This window comes from bacterium (genome assembly GCA_036382775.1).
Lineage (GTDB): Bacteria > Hydrothermota > Tepidihabitantia > SM23-42 > JAOAFX01 > DASVHD01.
On record DASVHD010000037.1, the window covers coordinates 1 to 19873 of the forward strand.

Annotated in this window: 13 protein-coding genes; 5 read left to right on the forward strand and 8 right to left on the reverse strand. The window is 48.1% G+C overall.

Going from position 1 to position 19873, the window contains the following annotated elements:
• Positions 1-384 precede the first annotated feature (384 nt).
• From VF399_09560 to VF399_09570, 3 genes are all read left to right on the forward strand, one after another.
• Positions 385-759, forward strand: a complete 375-nt coding sequence (locus tag VF399_09560) for a hypothetical protein (protein HEX7320585.1) — start codon at positions 385-387, stop codon at positions 757-759.
• Between the two features lie 192 nt (positions 760-951).
• Entirely contained in the window at positions 952-3387 is a 2436-nt protein-coding gene (locus tag VF399_09565) for a T9SS type A sorting domain-containing protein (protein ID HEX7320586.1), read from the forward strand.
• Positions 3388-3854: 467 nt separating this feature from the next.
• Positions 3855-4940: a 4Fe-4S binding protein gene (locus VF399_09570; protein HEX7320587.1), complete on the forward strand. Its 1086-nt coding sequence runs from the start codon at positions 3855-3857 to the stop codon at positions 4938-4940.
• 36 nt (positions 4941-4976) lie between these two features.
• Here the strand turns inward: VF399_09570 and VF399_09575 are convergent, their stop codons facing one another.
• From VF399_09575 to VF399_09610, 8 genes are all read right to left on the reverse strand, one after another.
• On the reverse strand, positions 4977-6893 hold the full coding sequence (locus VF399_09575) for a M14 family zinc carboxypeptidase (GenBank protein ID HEX7320588.1): 1917 nt from the start codon (positions 6891-6893) through the stop codon (positions 4977-4979).
• Between the two features lie 198 nt (positions 6894-7091).
• A complete protein-coding gene (locus VF399_09580; protein ID HEX7320589.1) occupies positions 7092-7385 on the reverse strand; it encodes a hypothetical protein in 294 nt (97 codons plus the stop codon).
• 128 nt (positions 7386-7513) lie between these two features.
• A complete protein-coding gene (locus VF399_09585; GenBank protein HEX7320590.1) occupies positions 7514-7717 on the reverse strand; it encodes a cold-shock protein in 204 nt (67 codons plus the stop codon).
• Positions 7718-7923: 206 nt separating this feature from the next.
• Positions 7924-9093 carry an HD domain-containing phosphohydrolase gene (locus VF399_09590; protein HEX7320591.1) on the reverse strand — a complete coding sequence of 390 codons (1170 nt, stop codon included), beginning with the start codon at positions 9091-9093 and terminating at the stop codon, positions 7924-7926.
• Positions 9094-9216: 123 nt separating this feature from the next.
• Entirely contained in the window at positions 9217-9444 is a 228-nt protein-coding gene (locus tag VF399_09595) for a hypothetical protein (protein ID HEX7320592.1), read from the reverse strand.
• A 19-nt stretch (positions 9445-9463) separates the two neighbouring features.
• Positions 9464-9670 (reverse strand): hypothetical protein, encoded by a 207-nt coding sequence (locus VF399_09600; GenBank protein HEX7320593.1) that lies wholly within the window; start codon positions 9668-9670, stop codon positions 9464-9466.
• A 213-nt stretch (positions 9671-9883) separates the two neighbouring features.
• Positions 9884-14770 (reverse strand): sigma 54-interacting transcriptional regulator, encoded by a 4887-nt coding sequence (locus VF399_09605; protein ID HEX7320594.1) that lies wholly within the window; start codon positions 14768-14770, stop codon positions 9884-9886.
• Between the two features lie 97 nt (positions 14771-14867).
• Positions 14868-15404: a hypothetical protein gene (locus tag VF399_09610; protein ID HEX7320595.1), complete on the reverse strand. Its 537-nt coding sequence runs from the start codon at positions 15402-15404 to the stop codon at positions 14868-14870.
• A gap of 818 nt (positions 15405-16222) precedes the next feature.
• On the opposite strand from VF399_09610, the gene VF399_09615 reads away from it, so the two are divergent.
• Positions 16223-17899: an FAD-dependent oxidoreductase gene (locus tag VF399_09615; GenBank protein HEX7320596.1), complete on the forward strand. Its 1677-nt coding sequence runs from the start codon at positions 16223-16225 to the stop codon at positions 17897-17899.
• Entirely contained in the window at positions 17887-19752 is a 1866-nt protein-coding gene (locus VF399_09620; GenBank protein HEX7320597.1) for an aspartyl protease family protein, read from the forward strand. The genes VF399_09615 and VF399_09620 overlap by 13 nt, the downstream gene beginning before the upstream one ends.
• The last annotated feature ends 121 nt before the right edge of the window (positions 19753-19873 follow it).

A 19873-nucleotide genomic window follows, 5' to 3' on the forward strand; every position in this document is an offset into this window, starting at 1 on the left:
CACTTTGTTCTTCAAATGCTCGCGCAAGATCTCAACCTTTTTCTCGGGACTGATTCGCTGCCGTTTGCCTTCCATTTCGCTCCTTCCTAACCACCTTATTCAGCTAGGCCCGATTGTCAAGTTCCATCTGAAGCAGGACAAATAACCCAACCCCAACACCTTTTGTATTGACATCGTCAAGGCAAGGTCGTAGAAAGGTTCATCGTAAAACTCCTTTCCAAGCCCGCAAGTATACCTTATATTCATGTCCAAGTCAAACGGGGAGCATTCCGTAAGGGGATGAAATGTTTCTTGATAGAATAAAAACAATGTTAGTAAGGAGGTGAAAACAAATAAAAGAACAAATTCACGAATCGATATTTTTCACAACCAAAAGGAGAAAACATGAAGAAAGTCTTGATAGCAATAATCCCAATAATCGCCTTAACATTCATTGTTTTGAGCGTCTTGAATTCAAGAACCTCTGCAGACGAATTTGCTCGTTGGTTATCAGGCTATGTTAAGTATGAAAATGGTAATGGCGTCGGTTCTGGGAAAAATGTATTTATATATGACAGTCCGACCCACTACGTGGGATACGATGCTACTGATGGATCCAGCCAATATCAGTGGAATTTTTATCCCCCCTTCTACGTCTATAAGGTGAAATGCTCATGGTCGGGTCTCTACTCAGGAGAAACCATCATAGACAGAACACTCTCTGAAGACACCCAAGTGGATATTACGGTACATTACGTTGGTGGTGATACTACAAAATGATATTCATAGGTCAGGGGCAGGGCAATACCCTGCCCCTGAATCAAGATCCGACCTCTAGGAATTATCGTACTGTTGACAGTGAAGAATTTGATTATATAATTGACTAGTTTAATGTGATGAGATCTAATACGATGGCACTTTTTAAATGAAATTATATGTTTTTTTTATAATTACGTGGAAAGGATTATAAATATGTCGAAATGTGTTTCAATAATCATACTCGGATTTACTACATCAATAAGTGCTCAATGGCTTGAAACAACCATCTATGTACCAGACTCACTCTGTGGAGTTATTTACCCACAGGCATTTGCCTATAATGAAACAAACAACAAAATTTACGTCGGCGGCTGGGAAGGTAATTCAGTAGTTGTCATTGATGGGGTGTCTGACTCTAAAATTGCCCGAATTCCTGTTGGCCTGGTTATTCATGCACTTTGCTGGAATTCAAGCAACAATAAGGTTTACTGCGCTAATGCAACCAACAATACTGTGACTGTAATTGATGGTGTAACAAACTCGGTGATAACAACCATCCCAGTGGACGTTTATCCATTGGCTCTCGCTTATAATTCATTCAATAATATGGTGTATTGTGCTAACGAACAGAGTAATACTATAACCGTGATTGACGGTGCTGGGGATTCGGTTATTACAAACATTCCGACGGGAACCAACCCCCATCAACTGGTTGTGAATTCAACCAGTAATAAAATCTATTGTACTAATTTTTACAGCAACACTATATCTGTGATTGACGGCGTAACAAACTCAGTGATAAGTACTATCACAGTAGGAAATCGACCCACTGCACTAGTTTGGAATGCAACTAATAACAAGGTCTATTGTACTAATAAGAATAGCAACACCCTGACCGTGATTGACGGTGTTGGGGATTCGGTTATGACAAATATCGCTGTAGGAAACGGCCCTGACGGTCTTACTTGGAATATAACAAACAATAAAGTTTATTCTGCAAACAGAAGTAGTAACACTATAACAGTAATTGATGGTGCCGGGGATTATGTCACAACGAGCATTGCAGTGGGCAGTAATCCTGGTTTCCTAGTTTGGAATTCCACTAATAACAAGGTCTATTGTGCAAATGAAAATAGTGATAATGTTACTGTAATCAATTGTACAACCAATACCGTTATCGCCACAATTACGACAGGAAATGGTCCTCTTGCCCTGGTTTTTAATCAAATCAATGATAAAATATATTGTGCTAATGGTGTGCATGATATTGTGGGTGCCTATGATGGCCTTGATATAACCGTGATTGACGGGGTAACGGATTCCATTATTACGAACATCGTTGTCGGATGCGAACCGTTCGCAATGGCCTGGAATTCCACCAACAACAAAGTTTACTGTGCGAATTGCAATAGCGATATCATGACAGTAATCGACGGTGTAACAAACTCCGTGATAAAAAATATAATAATAGATGGACCTTTTGAAGAAATAATGCCCTTTGGGATGGTTTGGAATTCCACCAATAACAAGATCTATTGCGCTAATTACAATCATAATACCGTGACCGTTATTGATTGTTTAGCAGACTCGGTGATCACTAATATCCCTGCTGGAACTGGCCCTTGGTCTCTGGCTTGGAATTTAACAAATAATAAGATCTATTGTAGCAATGGAGAAGGCAACACCGTGACCGTGATTGATGCGACTACTGATACCGTGATAACAAGCATTGCTGTGGGAGATTATCCCTGTGGTTTGCTCTGGACTGCACCTAATAACAAAGTTTATTGCACTAGTTATGGGAACGACAATATGATTGTTATTGATTGTGCCGGGGATTCTATAATTAAAAACATCAGTATAGGGAGAGGTCATGCGGCTCTGGGCTGGAATTCAATCAACGGCAAAGTTTATTGCGCCAGTTTTGACAGCGCTTATGTTACCGTAATTGATGGCACCACCGATACGATGATAATAAATATTGCAGTAGGGAGTAGACCTGATATTTTTGTATACAATTCCATAAATAATAAAATTTATTGCGGTAATACCGGGGATGGCACGGTGTCTGTCATTGATGGCACAGGAGACGCAGTAATTGCGACTATTGCGGCCGGCGAAGGGATAACACCCCTTCCTCTAGTCTGGGATTCGATTAATAACAAGATTTATTGTGGTAACGGCGATACAACGGTAATTGTAATCGATGGCGCAACAGACTCCGTGATAGCAAACATCACCGTGGGAAAATGGCCATACGGTTTGGCCTGGAACTCCATACAGAATAGAATATATGTGGCGAATTATCTCAGTTCCAACGTATCAGTGATTAGAGACGTCGTCGGAATTGAAGAAGCCTATGGATTCAATGTGAAACGCATGATGCTCAAAATCTTTCCAAATCCCTTTTCTTCATTGACCAACATCTCATATTATCTTGAAAACTCCTCCAGTGTTTCACTCGAAATCTATAATGTCGCGGGTCAGTGCATGAACACGCTTGTCAATGAGAAACAGAATGCTGGTACTTATAAAAGAGTTTGGGAGGGTCGTAATGATATAAATGAAAAACTATCACAAGGTGTTTATTTTGTTCGATTAACAGCTGGAAATCATTCTTATACAGAAAAAATTATTATGGTAAAATAAAGGGCTGGCTTGCGCCAACCCCCCTTTTACCGTGTGTCAAATCCGTGCCCAACTTCCCACCAAAACACATTGCAGCATATAGAATTACCGACAATGGATGAAATGATTTTGACAGCAAAAAGTACAGTTTTATTCAGTTTTCCTTATCCCTAAAAATTTCCTTATTTTCCTTAAATTCCTTTTGCTCGGCTCAACCCTGCCCTTCTCCCAGCAAGTTATTGTATTAGTGGACACGCCAATGAGCCTGGCGACATCCTTCTGAAATAATCTCATGTCCATTCTCTTCTTTTTAAGCCTCTCCCCGATTGTCGTAGGCTTCAAGGGATAGTCTTTTGGATGAAATTTCGGACGTTTAATATTAATGTGAAGCTTGGGCTTTGTAAAGAAATTGCAATGAACCCCTGCCGTTTCATTATTATTTCCGTCTTGATTTTTGATCCGTATTTGCTATACTGAGGCATCGAACCATGAGCACTCCCGAATCCGCTTTACCGGAAAATATTTACGAGCGGCTGATCGATGCCCTTGACGCCCTGCCCAATGGGTTCCCGAGGACCCGGTCGAGGGTAGAAATACAACTGCTCCACAAGCTCTTTGCGCCGGACGAAGCGCTGATCGCGTCCCTGATGTCTCGGCACGAAGAAACGCCGGATGTGATCGCCCAAAGGGCAGGTCTGCCAGCTGCTGAAGTAAAAGCAATACTCATCACCATGGCAAAACGCGGGCTATTATGGTGTGCCAAGCGGGGCCGGGAAATGAAGTTCCGGCTCGCGCCCTTCATCGTCGGCATTTACGAAGCCCAAATGGAAGTACTGGACCAGGAATTTGCTCTACTTTTTGAAGAATACATGAGCACGGGCGGCGCCGTCGGCATCATGCGGCCGTCGCCGGCCCTGCACCGGGTCGTGCCTACCCAGGGCACGATCAAAACCGACTGGATCCTGCCGTATGAGGACGTCAAGGCAATCCTGCTCGAAGGCAGGGTTTTCAGCGTGCGCGACTGCATATGCCGCGTGCAGCAGGACCTGCTGGGCAAGCGCCGGTGCAAGCATGAGCTCGCAAGCTGCCTTAGTTTCACGAAGATGGAACGCCCGCCTCGTGCCGGTGACATACCCATCGAGCAGGCTTTAAAGATCCTGAATGACGCCGAGACCGCCGGGCTGGTGCACACGGTCAGTAACGTCGTTGAAGGAGTTTTTTATATCTGTAATTGCTGCGGCTGCTGCTGCGGTATCCTGCGCGGCATCACAGACTTCGGCATCGAGACCTCGGTCGCGCGGTCAAATTACTACGCGGTCATTGATCAAGAATCCTGCACCGGCTGCATGCTGTGCAGCCAGCGATGCCAGGTCCATGCCATTGCCGAACCGCCATCGGGTGAACCCGTGGTCATTGACAGTGTTAAATGCATCGGCTGCGGGTTATGCGTTAGTGCCTGCGCGACGGAATCGATCCGGCTGGAGCGCAAAAAAGACGCTCAGGCGGTTCATCCGCCAAAGGATTTCGCCGCCTGGGAAATGGCTCGCCTTAAGGATCGCGGTCTGCCTGAATAAGTGATCTTTAATCGCCGCGATCACTGATCTCTTTTTTTATCTCACAAACACGAATTTCCCTTTACTCTGTCCCGCATAGTCCCGATACCGGTAGAAATACACGCCGGACTGAACCGGCAGCCCGCCCCGCGAAGTACCGTTCCAGACGAGTCGTCTGCCGGTGACGCTCGCGACCATCATGCCCGCCGCGTCGTAGATCTCGAGCACGGCTTGCGGGCTCGGAGCCGGCGACGCGTCGAACCGCACGCTGCCGGAAGCCGGGTTGTTCACGATCGACAGCATTAAACGCGCAGGATTCGCCGATCTTTGTTCATTGACGGCCACCGGGCTGCTGCCGACCACCAGCGAGCATACCAGCGCCTGGGTTATGGTGCACGTATCATCCTTGAAGGTCATGACCAGCCTCAGACGTTTTATCGTTCCTGGTATCGCGTTCGGACTGCAATAAATGATGAACCGGGAGCCGCTGTTATTACCCGTGCTGTTCCTGCGGATGACAGGGAACGTCGCGCTGGCGCTCTGGACCGTAACCTGCGAATCCAGGGAAACCAGCTGCGCGTTGACATTATAGGCCGAATCGAGCGGATGGACCGCGCGGTTCTTCAAGCTGAACCATATATGCGACGTTTCGTTGGGATCCAGCTGCCCGGTCATATTGCCCAGGACCGTATCCGCGACGGTTTTTTTGAGGTTGTCAAAGAACACGCCGGCGATCCTGGTGAAATAGTAATTTACCGGCCGGCACTGGTTGATATTGTCGGTGATCGTGGTCATGTTGGATACACCGTCCCAGAAGTCATTCTGGTCGGTTTCGATCGAATAAGCATACGTCATGAATTTCTGGACGCCGTTGTGCAGCGTGTCTTTCACTTCCCATTCACAGCTGCCGCCGTTTGCCGCGTATAAAACGCGATAAATGGGACCGGTCGCGTTCGCCGGGAAGCCGTCCTTTGCGCGCATGGAATCCAGGATCTCCCATTGCATGATCGAATCCGGGATCGGTTCGGCAGAACCGCTGTACCCCCAGACGCAGAGGTTGTAGGGCCCGTAAGAGTGGTAATCCATCTGGGTCCGGATCTTTTTGGGCAGGAAATAGTCGCGGGCGACCTGGGTCTCCGGCTCGGAAAACCGGGAAGGACCACGATATGTTTCGCTGGAGGGGTTCGAGCTTGAACCATAATTATCATATCCCCATTTATAGCCGTAATTGCGGTTGAGATCGATGCCGACATTCGGCGATTGCACGACCCGGCGGTTCTTCCGCCAGTTGGCTGTCGAACCGCCCGAATCCGAATTATAACGGTATCCGTCCGGGTTCATCACCGGAATGAAATAGATCTCGCGGTTGTTGACCAGCCAGGTGATCGTCGAGTCGGTACCGTAATTGGAGAGCAGGTATTTTATGAAGTCCACGCAAAGATAAGTTCCCATGGGTTCGCGCGCGTGACTGGCGCCGTTAATGCATACCGCGGGTTCGCCCTCGTCGACCAGGGGATTATCCGATATTTTAAAGGCGATCATGCTCAATCCCTGGTAGGAATTGCCCGCGCTGTAATACCTGCTGATGCCTGGATACAGGCCAGCCAGGTATTGCAGGGTATCACGCACCTCCCAGTATGTGTAAAAATAACCGAAACTGCGCAGGATCTGCCGGTCACGCGTACCGGCCATTTCCCAGAATTTATCGGCGATGTCGTCATACGTTATCTCGGTTCTGAACCCCCGCGCTTTTATCCGCTCGAGTTCATCCCTTGTGGCATTGATGACAAGGTAGTATTCGCCTGTCTTTGCCTGTTGCACTGTACAGACATCCAGCCTTCCGAAAAGTTCTCCCATATCCCGGTAAAGCTGATCGGCGTTGGAATAGTAGACTCTTACTTCCATCCGGATATCGCCGGCAAAAGCGCCTGCGACCAGGGCGGTAAGACACAAAAACCAGGCAATTATTTTCATAGACCATCTCCTTGTTGCTTATATATATTATATGAATGCATTTTTCGAAGTCAATACGGAACGGATGACTACAGCGATGTACTATGAAGGAAGAGTGTAGAGATAAAAATCCAAAAAAACACTATATTCAATCTATTATCGTTGTAATCTGTCTTTTCATCTCCGTAATCAACGCTACGAATGAAATTGGTAGCGTTCTTACTGCTGTAATCTCAGCTCGCCTTTTATCTTGACCTCATCCATGATCTCGACCCGTGCCGGCCAGGGATCGTCGATCTTGACCTTGAAGGGTTGTGATGGGTAGGCGTTCCAGTCCACGATCTTTACCGGCACCGGTTCGCTGATGACGACCTGGAGCGGTCCGGAAACCGATGGTAACGTTTCCTGAGCCATAAGTGCGTGATCGGGTAAGGCCATTTTAAGCGCGATAATGGTCAGCGCAAAAGCGATCCACGCCAACAAGAGCTTCATGGTCCTGTCTATCTTGATCATTTAAGCCTCCTTGATAAATTATAGCAAAGCCGGCATGATAGTCAACTGATGTGGGATGCAAAAAAGAAAAAAAGGAGCGATGCGCGACCGCTCCTCTTTTTCAGGCGTTTTTATGAACGCGTACAAAGCTAAACGCGTTCGATCTTTGTGGCTTTTTCGCCCTTGGGCGAAGAGGTGATCTCGAACTTCACCTTTTCGCCTTCGCGCAGCGTACGGTATCCATCACCGATGATATCCTGAAAATGTGCGAACACATCGCCAGAACCATCCTCTTTTTGGATAAAGCCGTAGCCCTTTTTGCTATCAAACCACTTTACAGTACCCAATGGCATACGTCTCCTTTCAAGCCTTTATTTGTTTTTGGGTTGAGAATATGAATATTCTTCCACCGCTTCTCACAAATACCAAGCTTTTCAATGGGCAATTATATTTATAAATAGAAATATGTCAAGTACCAAAATGCACTCGGATCACTGCTCAATTCCCCGTCTGGAGCCAAGGTCATCGTATTAATAAAATAGAGACCTTGCCGTGATCCCTAGACTGTCTCAGACCCATCGATCACATAACCTTCCTGCTTAAATAGACTCAGACATGCCTCAGCCACTTCCGGGTCATAAAGATCCCCTTTATTCTGCTTTATCTCAGCCAGGGCTTTTTCAATACCCAGCGCCGGACGGTAGGGACGATGGGATGACATTGCTTCGACCACGTCGGCAACGGCTAGTATTCTGGCGCCGAAGGCGATCATTCCTCCGGACAATCCATGCGGATAGCCCGATCCGTTCATGCGTTCATGGTGCTGCAACACCGCCGGCGCCACCGGCCATGGGAAATCTATGGACTTTATGATATCATAACTAACCTGGGGGTGAGTTTTCATTATATTGAATTCGCCTTCAGTCAGCTTGGATGGTTTGCTCAAAATCTCTGCCGGCACATATACTTTTCCAATATCGTGCAGTGCCCCGGCGACGCGGATACCTTCCAATATTCCTTCTGAAAGACCGAGTTTTTTGGCAATGGCATATGCCAGTTTGCTTACTCGTTTTTGATGGCTTGCGGTATACGGATCCCTTTTGCTTAAAATCAGGGTTAGGGCATCGATCGTGTTTTCCAGCGTTTTCCCCGCGCTGACAACACTTTGCTTGAGATCGGTTTCCAGACGCAGCACCCGGTAACCGATGACGATATCGCCCGCGATTTCGGTCAGAAAATCGATCTCATCGTCGCCGAATGCATTCGGACGCGTGGAACCGATATTTAATAAGCCGATCACATTTTCATGATCGATCAGCGGCAGTATGATCCGCGACCAAAAAACCGGCTGCCCACTCTCGCCGCGGTCGCCTACATCCGGCTCATTGAGCACTAATGGTTTCATGGTCTGGATCGCCGTGTGACCCGGGCCGCGCTGCTTGTCCAGGTCGGCGCACAGCAGCAAAATATCTTTGGTGAGCGTATGCTCAATGCCGGCTTGCGCTACGAACTTGATCTTCTGCTCTTTTTCAAATTCCTCTATAAGACCTATCCACACATACTGGGCAGAATCGTAGTGAGTAATGATGGCGCATACTTCGTTCAAAAACAACCTTTCGTCTTTGATCTTCAATAACAGCTGGCTGATTTCCCGGACGATCAGCCTCTGCGTTGACAGGCTGGCAAATTCAGAATTAAACGAAGGTGAATTATCCAAAGACTTTGTCATTTTCTCCTGTAAATTATGTTATATAAATAAATTAACCAACCCATAACCCGGGTGCCGCTCAAATGGCGAACAGCAAGCTGACCAGAAAGCTGGTGCTACGTCAGCTTGCTGTTCTCGGGGAACTTATTCACTCCCCCCTGCAGAGACAGGCGCCTTATCGACGGCAGAGACACATACTTTGCGCCAGCCCAATTCCCGTATGGAAACGATGCCGCTGTAATATAGGCGGATCTTATTCTGCTCCACTGAACCGGACCTCATGATGATCATCTTATCATCGCGATACGGTATTTCACCACGGTATAAGGTGCCGTCTATCAGCTTCACTTCGTAAAGGTGCAAAGATTTCATGCAATACCTCAATCCATTATTACTTAATCGGCGGCGGTTTGGGAATATATCCACCAACCGTATCCGAATCTGCATAAGCTACCGACGGCATGAAAATATCCAGGACCACGCCAGTAACAGCATTGTCGGTCTTGGCCTGTCTAGTAGTAAACCCCACCATACACCCGATAACCAGTACCAATAGTGTATAAATTAACGCTTTCTTCATGGTTATGTCTCCTTTCATTATTATCTTAATAAGCAAAATCTGTGCCAACTCTGTTTGTTTCGAAAAATCGAAGAATAGTCTTATTAACCATCATTTTGGATGTCTGAAAAGTGCGACAAAATGTCGCACTTTTTAAATATGCAGTTTTCGCCGTGATTTCATGGAGTTTGAGATGCGCTTTTACGACAAAATGTCGCGCTTTATTGAAATGTCGCAGCAGCTGTCAATATGTCATGTAATAACGTTATATTTCTTTATATGTCTCTCGATTGTCCTGCGGCTTATATGCAGCATTTTAGCTGCGAGTGTAACATTACCGTCTGACGCATTTAACGCTTCAATGATGGCTTCTTTTTTTATGTCGGTCATCTTGCCCATTACCGGCGTTACATGTGATAATCCAATATCTTCAACCGACACCATGCTGCCCTTTGATGTCACGACCGCCCGCTCGATCAAGTTTTGGAGCTCCCGCACATTACCCGTCCAGTAGTATTCTTTCAATTGTTTCATCGCTTCAGCGGTAAAATCTCTGATCGCTTTATTCACTTCAGTGGAATATTTTTTTAGAAAATACCGCGCCAGGTGCGCGATATCGCTGGAGCGTTCGCGGAGCGGCGGGACATGGATGCTGAATACGTTGATACGGTAATACAGGTCCTTCCTGAATCGTCCTTCTTCCACTTCGATTTCGAGGTCTTTATTCGTGGCGAACAAGAACCGGACATCGATTTTTCTCTGCTCGGTTTCGCCCAGTCTGCGGATGACCTTGTCTTCTATGGTCTCGAGCAGTTTTGCCTGAAATGACAATGACGTGTTGGTTATTTCATCGAGGAAGATCGTGCCGCCGTGGGCCTGCTCAAGCAGACCGCTTTTATCGCTGACCGCGTCGGTAAACGCGCCTTTCTTATGACCGAAAAGTTCAGATTCCAGAAGCGTCTCCGGGATCGTGCCGCAGTTGATCGTCAGAAATCTATTGTGTTTTTGACGGCTGTACATATGGATATACCGGGCGATCATTCCTTTGCCCGTGCCGGTCTCACCCAGTATCAGTACCGGCGCGTTGCTGGGACCTATGTCTTCGATCTGACGATAGATGGCTTTCATCGGTTTTGACCTGCCAATGAGATAGCCCTGTCCGATTGCCGGATCTATTTTGCTTTTGAGCAATATGTTTTCTTCTTCTATTGCCTGCATTACCGTTGATTTTTCTAAAACCGAAGCCAGAATTTTCGTTACCGTGGTAAGAAAATCCTTATCCTGCACGCTGAATACAGCGTTGGCAAAGCGGGAATCCAGATATACCGCGCCGAGCACCTCCTTGTCGATGGTCAGGGGGATACATAAAATCGTGCGAATCTGATTCAGCATCACGCTCTTTCTGACATTGTATATCACGTCGCTGACCGCGTCCTGGATATAAACAAACTCACGGTTGGCGATGTCACTGATCACGGTCCGGGACAGATCGCCGGCGTCCTTGATCGTGGTTTTATCCAGATTGCGTCCGGCAGCCAGTTTCATCCGTTTCTTGCTCTTTATAAAAAGCGCGCCGCGTTCGGCGCCGGTCGCCTTAATTATCAAGTCAAGGACCTGGTTACTGAAATCAGGATCACCAAGTTTTGCATGAATCAGAGTTGCGATACCCGACAATGTAGCGAGATATTTCTGAGAGACAGCGTGTCGGGAATAATCGCGCACGAGCACAGGATAGAGTTTTTCTTTGAGCTCTTGCACCCTTTGAAATTCGGTCTTGGCGCCGGACAAAGCGTAAATATTTCCGATCTCATAGAGATCCTTAAGAATAGCTTCGATATTGTTTGCTTCAATGTTGGTTTCCAGGCGTATCTGACAGACCAGCTTTGTTAAAAAGGCATAAGTGCTTATGAATCCTCTTTCTTTTAGAAATAATAAATCTCCGTCGAATCCCTGAGGGTCAGTATTGTTCATTGCTGCAGATATGATACTTACCAAAACATTCGTAATGTTGCGGTGGATACTGTGTTCAGAAGATAAAGCTGCAACCTGTTCTGCAAGACTCAGTGCGCGTTCAAATTCATTAGTAAGACAGTAGAATTCGCACGCCCTTATTAGTATATCTGTTTTGTCTGATATATTTGTAACCGCCCCGTTAATAAAATCGAGGGCTTTGGCTAGAACGGATTTAGCTTCGCCTAGCTTTCCCAATGCGAGGTATATGAAGGCGAGATTCATGTAAAAAAGGTTATTTTGGCTCCGACTCAAAGCATTTTCAAGCTGTGATTGTGCTGCATCAAGATCACCTTTCAGATACTGGATAAATGACATTTCATAAATGGCGTGTGGATCATCCGGCGCTGTGTCATGTGCTTGCCGTGCGTAAATCAATGCTTGTCCCAGATCACTAATTTGTCGGCTAATCAAACTCAAATTGAGGAGACAGTTTTTTAGTATTTCGTTATTATCGTGGAGGATTTCGGATTTTAAGACTTCCTCGTATGCGCTTTGCGCGGATTTGAGATCTCCTTTGATAAGGAGAATATTTGCCTTATAAACCACAGCAGTTGCAACAGCATCCGCTTGCTTAACTTTTCTAAAGCCCGCAATTGCAAGATCCACAAATTCCATTGCTTTAACATAATCCGCTTTCAGGAGATAAAACGAAGTGAAAAGGTTCGCAACAAAAGCGTACTGCTTTTCAAGACAATGGGTTTTGCAAAAACTAAGCAGCTCCGTGCTTTTGACGATTCCTTCGTCATAATTTCCCCTATGCCAAGCCATCGTGATCATATAGTAGGATGATTCGGCTTCAAGTGCGTGATTCTTCAATTTACGCGCAGAATCGACGGATTGGTTCAGGATATCTCGCGCTTTATCAAACTCGGAAACATCGAACAGCGCGTACGCTTTATAGTTCGCTGTCCTGATGTATTCCTCAGTGCCAAGAGACATTCGCTGGAGCGCTTGATCAAAGAGCCCCAAAGATTCGCTTAGTTCGCCAAGCGCGTGTATAACTTTTGCAAGGCCGGCATAAGCACGCGCCATTATTTCAGGGTCCGCTGTTTTAAGTGCTTGATCATAGCGTTGTTGAGCGCGGGCATTGTTGCCCGCAATGTCATAAAGATCGGCGGCTTTGAGCACAAAAGCGAAGTATTGGTCATTTTTCTTACTTTCCGACAGGCCGATCAGTTTTTCATACAGAATTACCGCCGAATCATTGTCGTAAATTCTTTCCGCTTCTTCAGCTGCTTTTTGAAAATACGTTATTGCCTGAGGTATCCTGCCTGACTTCTCGTATAACGCGGCGACCGGCGCGTAATGCCATGCCTGCATCGGTGACATGGATTCGAACGCGGCGATCAATTTATTGACTAATTGCGCCTGCTCCTGCGGCGGGATCATTTCCTTAACGATGGCTAACAGGATTTTATTGGCAACCACGGCTATGATGCCGTGCGCAGTATGCTCGATCCGGACCAGACCGCTGTTTTTCAGACGTTCAAGGTTGATTTCGCCGCGTCCGGGCACCAGGTCGTTTATCATTGCCATTGATAATGGGCATTCACAAATGGCCAGCAGCTTGAGTAACAAAAGTTCATCGTCCCCAACATCTTTTATTCTCATCGTGAGAATGTTTTCGGTCTTTGAAGGCATTTCCGTTTGTTTTAGTAAAGCCATATTTACCTGCCATTTGTTATCCCTGAAAACAAGTGCCTGTTTCTCATGGAGCGCTTTAAACGTTTCGACAATAAAAAGCGGATTTCCGCTGGTCATATCCATAATTGATCCGGCGAATTCATGGATACCGCTTTCCGACGGCTGAATCTCGATGACGAAAAAAGTCTTCGCGAGCAGCTGTTCGATTTCGGGCATCGAGAAAAGCTCCAGGCCGATCATGTCGAAATTTGTCTGCTTGACGCGCTCCGATGTTATGTCTCCGACCGTATTCGCGCTTGCCGCGACCAGCAGGTTAGAACCGGCTGCTCCCAGACCGATATAACGCAGCAAACCCAGTTCGAAATCACTGCAATCCTCAAGATCATCGACCAGAATCCCCAAACCGGAACGGGAAGCGTACTCAGCTATTGCCTGCCTGATCTCTTCATAAGCCTGGATCTTATTCTGAGGATGATAATCCCGGCTATTATCATCATCCGGGATACCGAGGAAATCCCTGAGCGCCGCCAGGAGCGAGATGTTTCCTTTGCCGATATGCCAGAGGACCTGCCAGCCCCTTGTCTGCAGCCTGTACTTTATCTCCCTTAAGTGGCGCGTTTTGCCGGCGCCGGTGTCGCCGCAGATAACGAAAGGATTTATTATTGCGGCGGTATCCGTCCTCATTTTTATTTCAGGGTTTTCCACGTAGCCGGTGACGGGGATGTCGACGTCATACTTCATCGACTCGATCTTGCCGCTGGGGAGTTGTTTTCTGAAATACTCATGCAACTCGGGCAGAGCCGGTCTGAGATAAGGCTCGGGTGCGATAAGGCGGTCGAGATAAGAATTCAGCTCTTCAGGCACGCGGTCTAATTTCTGAAAATTCTTGTACGGTTTGATACCGGATAAAATTTCATACATGATTATGCCGAGGGAATATAGATCGCTGCGCTGGTCAAGCCCGATGCCCTTGAGCACCTCGGGCGCTATATACCCGATCGTGCCGGCGCCGGGCGAATCGCCGCAGGCAATGCCGGCAAAGCCGAAATCGATCAGCGTCGCTTTTTTTCGGACCGTATCGTACAGAACATGCTCGGGCTTTAGGTCGGAATGAATAAAACCCTTGTTATGAAACGCGCCGAGCGCGTCGAAGACCTGCAGAAAAGCGGCGATGAAATCCTCGGTAAATCCTTTGAAACACTCGCCGATAGGCTTGCCGTCGATATATTCGGACGTGAAAAAAGCCCGGCCTTCCTTGTCAATATCGTAATCAAGTACGCGCACGATATGCGGATGCTGAAACTGCGTCAGAATACGATATTCCCGTGAAATGAGCTCATTGAATTGGATCGAGTTGTCGAGCGCTTTTTTTTGAATTAATTTGCTTTTATCGGAGGCTTCCAGGAGATAAACGACCGCATTGCGCGTTTCCTCGAGTTTTTTGGCTTTTTTGTACTGAGCAAGCGGCGGCGTACCGGTCATAATAACATTTAGAAGTCTATATAAATCTATTCGGTTGTCAACACCTTTGGAGGTTTAATTCTCTGCTTGCTTCATTCACCGACACCAGGCACAAAAACTATAGACAGATAATATCAATTCCTTTAATATCGTTTTTGCTCAACACTTCATTGACCAAGTCCTTGCCGTTATGACCGTTGCAGTTCCTCGGCACGACAATATGGAATTTGGCGCCGAGATTCAGGGCGGTCATGGCAAATAACCGGCTTTTGCTGACGGTAGCATCGTCAAGCATCGTATCGCATGTTTCGATCTCGTAGAGCAGCAGTTTGAGATTTTCCGAGGTGGTGTTTTTATATACGGCATCCGGCAAATGTCTGGTGTTGGGTCCGGCGATCTCTTCACAATCGATTTCCGTAAAATCCTTCATGTTCTTCAAACTATCGCGCAGCGCACACCGAAGCTGATCATATTCGCTGGTTTTTCTTGCTCCACCCTCCACGATTCTTGGTTCCATATAACCGACGTAGAGTTCGGTATCGCACCGTGGACAGATCATCAGTTCGTCGGGACCGATATAACCCAACGACATCCAGCATTTAGAGCATCTGAACACCAGCCTGGGTATGGCATCCTGCGAATCGTCTAATGGCATGGGTCATTCCTCAGCTTTTAATGTAATGATATTTAGAATTAAGCCTCTGTCAATAGTTGATCAAAAGGGAACAGAAATTAGATTGTGTGTTATTTGAAGCAAAGGGTAATGCACAAAGTAAAGATCTGACCTCCAGGGTTCAATCTCAGCCTGGAATATGTCATTGCGAGTGATTTTGGTACGCAACCTTATATATAACAATAAAAATACATGGAGTCCCTGTGGGGCAACCCTTAAAATTCCAACGCTGGTGTCCCGAGGAACGAGGGGAAGCAATCTCATCCCGGACTATGTCATTGCGAGTGATTTTGGTACGAAGCAATCTCATTTTTTTTATGTCATTCTCGTGCAAACGGGAATCCAGTGTTTATGTCGTTATCACTGTAATCTATTTCTTCATCACTGTCATCGATCTGCCGCTAGGCAGAAGCAATCTCAGCCTGATTCTAATATTTGTGTTTCACAAACCTGCTTTCAGGACAGTCCGGTTTGGTTGGTTTTTAGTCTGAGAACAACCGTGATCCAACCGCCGGCTACGATTCCACAATTGCGAAATAGTGAAATAGTCATATCAACGAAATGTATAATGTAAAGATCTGACCCCAAGGTACACACATCAGATTATCAGGTGTAAATCCTTTAATTGATCTGCTGACAACCTTGAAAAAAAGTTGTTACTGGTGTCCCTGTGGGATATCCTGATGATCTGGTCTGCTGTCATCATTTAAGGCAGGCAGAAAATCTGGATTCCCGTTTGCACGGGAATGACAGAGGGAAGCGGATTGACAATGAACCCCTGATGGCTATACTACAGGGACATGGCCGAACTGCTCGATGCCCAGACCAAGCAAGACCTGACCGCCCTGCTGGAGCAGCTGCCAAGGCCGGTCAATATTATTTTCTTTACCAAGGAAAAAGACTGCCCCCATTGCCAGGAACAGCAGCAGGTACTCTCGGAAATAACCGCGCTGTCAAGCAAGATCACGCTCACGGTCTACGACATGGCCAAGGACAGCATCACCGCTGCCAAGTACGGCATCGCGAGAACGCCCGCCACCGTGATCATCAGCACCAAGGATCACGGCATCAGGCTCTACGGCGTGACCGCCGGCTATGAGTTCTCGTCGCTCGTGGAAACCATCATCATGGTAAGTACCGATACTTCGGGCCTGTCGCCGGAGATCGAATCCATAATCAGGACCATTGACCAGCCCGTGCACCTCGAGGTCATGGTCACCTTGACCTGTCCTTATTGCCCGCGCGCGGTCCACGCCGCTTTCCAACTGGCAATGGTCAGCGACCAGATAAGCGCCGACGCGGTGGACTCCGGTGAATTCCCCGAAGTGGCGCAGCGCTACGATGTCTCGGGAGTGCCCAAAACGATCATTAACGAAAAATTCTCGTTCACCGGCGCGATACCGGTCGAATCGGTCTATCTTGAGATCCTCAAAAATCTGAAACCAGACGAATATAAAAAAGTAAGGGCTTCGATCCAGGAAGCCCAGGGACACCGCCACGTCCGCCCCGCCGATCCCAAACACACTTATGATATGATCATTGTCGGCGGCGGTCCGGCCGCCTTGTCCGCGGCGGTCTATGCGGCAAGAAAAGAACTCGATGTTCTTCTTGTGGCCGACGAACTGGGCGGGCAGATCATCAATACCGCGGTGATCGAGAATTATCTGGGTCTGCCCGGCATCAGCGGCAAAGAGCTGGCCGAGCAATTCCAGTTCCACGCCGAGCAGTTCCCCATTGCCGAAAAGATCGGTTCACCGGCATCAAAGGTATCGGAAATAGACGGCATATTCACGGTCAACACGGCGGACGAACAGAGTTTCACCGGCCACACGGTCATATACTGCGCGGGCAAGGAATACCAGAAACTCGGGATTCCGGGTGAAAACCAATTTGTCGGTCACGGCATTGCTTTCTGCGCGACCTGCGACGCGCCCCTGTACAAGGGGAAAAAGGTCGCGGTGATCGGCGGGGGCAATTCCGCGCTCACTGCGGCGCGGGATCTTATGATGTACGCCAGCGAGGTTCACCTCGTGCACCGCCGCGATTCATTCAAGGCAGACCCAACCCTGGTAGACGAAATAAAAGCATTGAAAAAAGTAATCATCCATTATGAAACCGAGGTGAAGGAGTTCCTCGGCGATGAGAAACTTAAAGGCATGAGGATCTCGACCGCCGGTGGTGCAAAACCTGAGGATATCGAGGTGAACGGCGTTTTCCTGGAGATCGGGCTGAGCCCGAACACGGCACCGGTGCAGGATCTCGTGCCCTTGAACGCCAACCGTGAGATCCCTGTTAACCGCGATAATTCGACCGCGCGGGCGGGATTTTTTGGTGCCGGTGACGCCACCGACGTGGTGGAAAAGCAGATCGTTATCGCCGCGGCCGAAGGCGCGAAAGCCGCGCTCGCCGCGTACAAATTTCTGGTTGGCAAAAAAGTCTTGAAAAACCTTTCGGCAGCGGATTCATGGACCCAATGATCTTATGCTGGGCGCTGCTATTTGCGGTCACGGGAGGATCTCCTGATCAAGGCGCGGACATGAACGATCCCTATCAGATCCTGGAAAAGCATTTTGAAGCGACCGGCGGGCTGAAAAAGATCCAGGGGATAAAGACGGTTTATAAAGAAGCCAAACTTGTGATCGCGGGCACCGACCTCAAGGGAACCGTAAAACAGTGGGAGCGCCTGCCCCGGATGTGGCGGCAGGAGGTGGACCTGGGCGTGATCAGAACTTACGCCGGTGACAATGGCGAGATCCGGTGGTCGGTCGATCCAAACGGCAAGATCCAGATCCACCGCGACAAAAGCACGCTGGAGGACCGCGAACTAAAAAGGCTGATGAGTCTCCTTGAGTACCGGGATCCTCAGTCGCAGCATTTCAAACTCACCTTTGACGGCGTCAGCAAGGTCATGGACGAGGATTGCTACGCGGTCACGATAGCAAATACCGTAAGCGGCACGACCCAGATCAACTATTACAGTACGGCTACGTTTTACCTGATAAAAATGGTCGTCAAGAGACCGAATTCTCAAGAAACCACATTTTTTTTCGACTTCCGGACCATTGAAGGAGAAGGGCTGATTTTGCCATTCAAAGAGGTGACCGAGACCGCCCCGGCCGGCGAGAAGCAGATCATGGAATATTCGACTTACGATAACAACAAACCGCTCGAAGGCATCTCTTTTGATCCGCCGGCGCAGGACGTGAAAGATTACCGCTTTACCAGCGGCAGCAGCGCCCCGGATATACCTTTCCAGCTCATCGAGAATCACGTTTACCTGCCGATCACGATCAACAACAAAGAACAGTTGTGGGTGCTGGATTGCGGCGCGGCGGTAACGGTCGTCGATTCCGGTTACGCGGCGGGACTGGGGTTTTCTTTTGAGGGGCCGATCAAGGGACAGGGCGCGTCCGGAACGGTCGATCTTTATTACGTAACCCTGCCGGCGTACGCGATGAACGGCATCGAGTTTAACGCGCAAAAAGTGCTCTCCATGAACATCCGGGATATTTTCAAGCCGATCCTCGGTCTGGAGATCGCCGGCATCCTTGGTTACGACTTCCTTTCCCGTTTTGTGACCAGGATCGACTACGCCCGCGAAAAAATTTCATTGTACGATCCCGGAGTATTTGATTACGCAGGTTCCGGTAAGGTCATCGACTCGCCTCTGCAGGACAGGATGTTCAGCCTGCCCATGACCGTGGACAGCATTTACACCGGACAATGGAGGCTCGATATCGGCTCGGCCAGCATCGATTTCCAGTACCCTTTTGCCCGCGACCATGGTCTCCTTAACCGGACCGGAATTGACCTCGTCGCGATCGGCGCCGGCGGCAGCCAGACGATCCGCGTTTCGAAGTTTTCAACCGTCGAGATCGGAGGTTATACTTTCCTCAACCCGCTGATCGGGATCCCGCAGGAAGAAGGCGTCGGCGCGTTCAGCCACTCCACGGTCATCGGTAATGTCGGCAATATCCTGCTGAGGAATTTCGCGCTGTATCTTGATTACGCTCAGCAAAGGCTTATCCTTGAACCGGGCGAAGATCTTGGAAAAACTTTCCCCGAGGATAAAAGCGGGCTGCATATTCAGTACGATCCGGACGACCAGATCATGGTCGCCTATATCACGCCCGGCACTCCGGCGGCTGACGCCGGGTTCCAGAAGGGCGATATTATTACCAAGATAACCGGGAAGGGTGTTGCCGAGTATGGAACGATCCTTGACTTGAGAAAATTATTCAAGGAAAAGGCTGGCCTGCATTACCAATTCGTAATACTCAGGGGCAGTGAAACCCGGGAACTGGAACTAACGCTCCGCGATCTGTTTTAATCCTTGAAATAGATTATTTTCCCCGTCCTGGGGTACCCGGAATACCACGCTGGGTCCTCTCCATTTTTTTGTATCATTTTTCGACAACACCATCAAACGCCATATAATCAGTATGCAGATC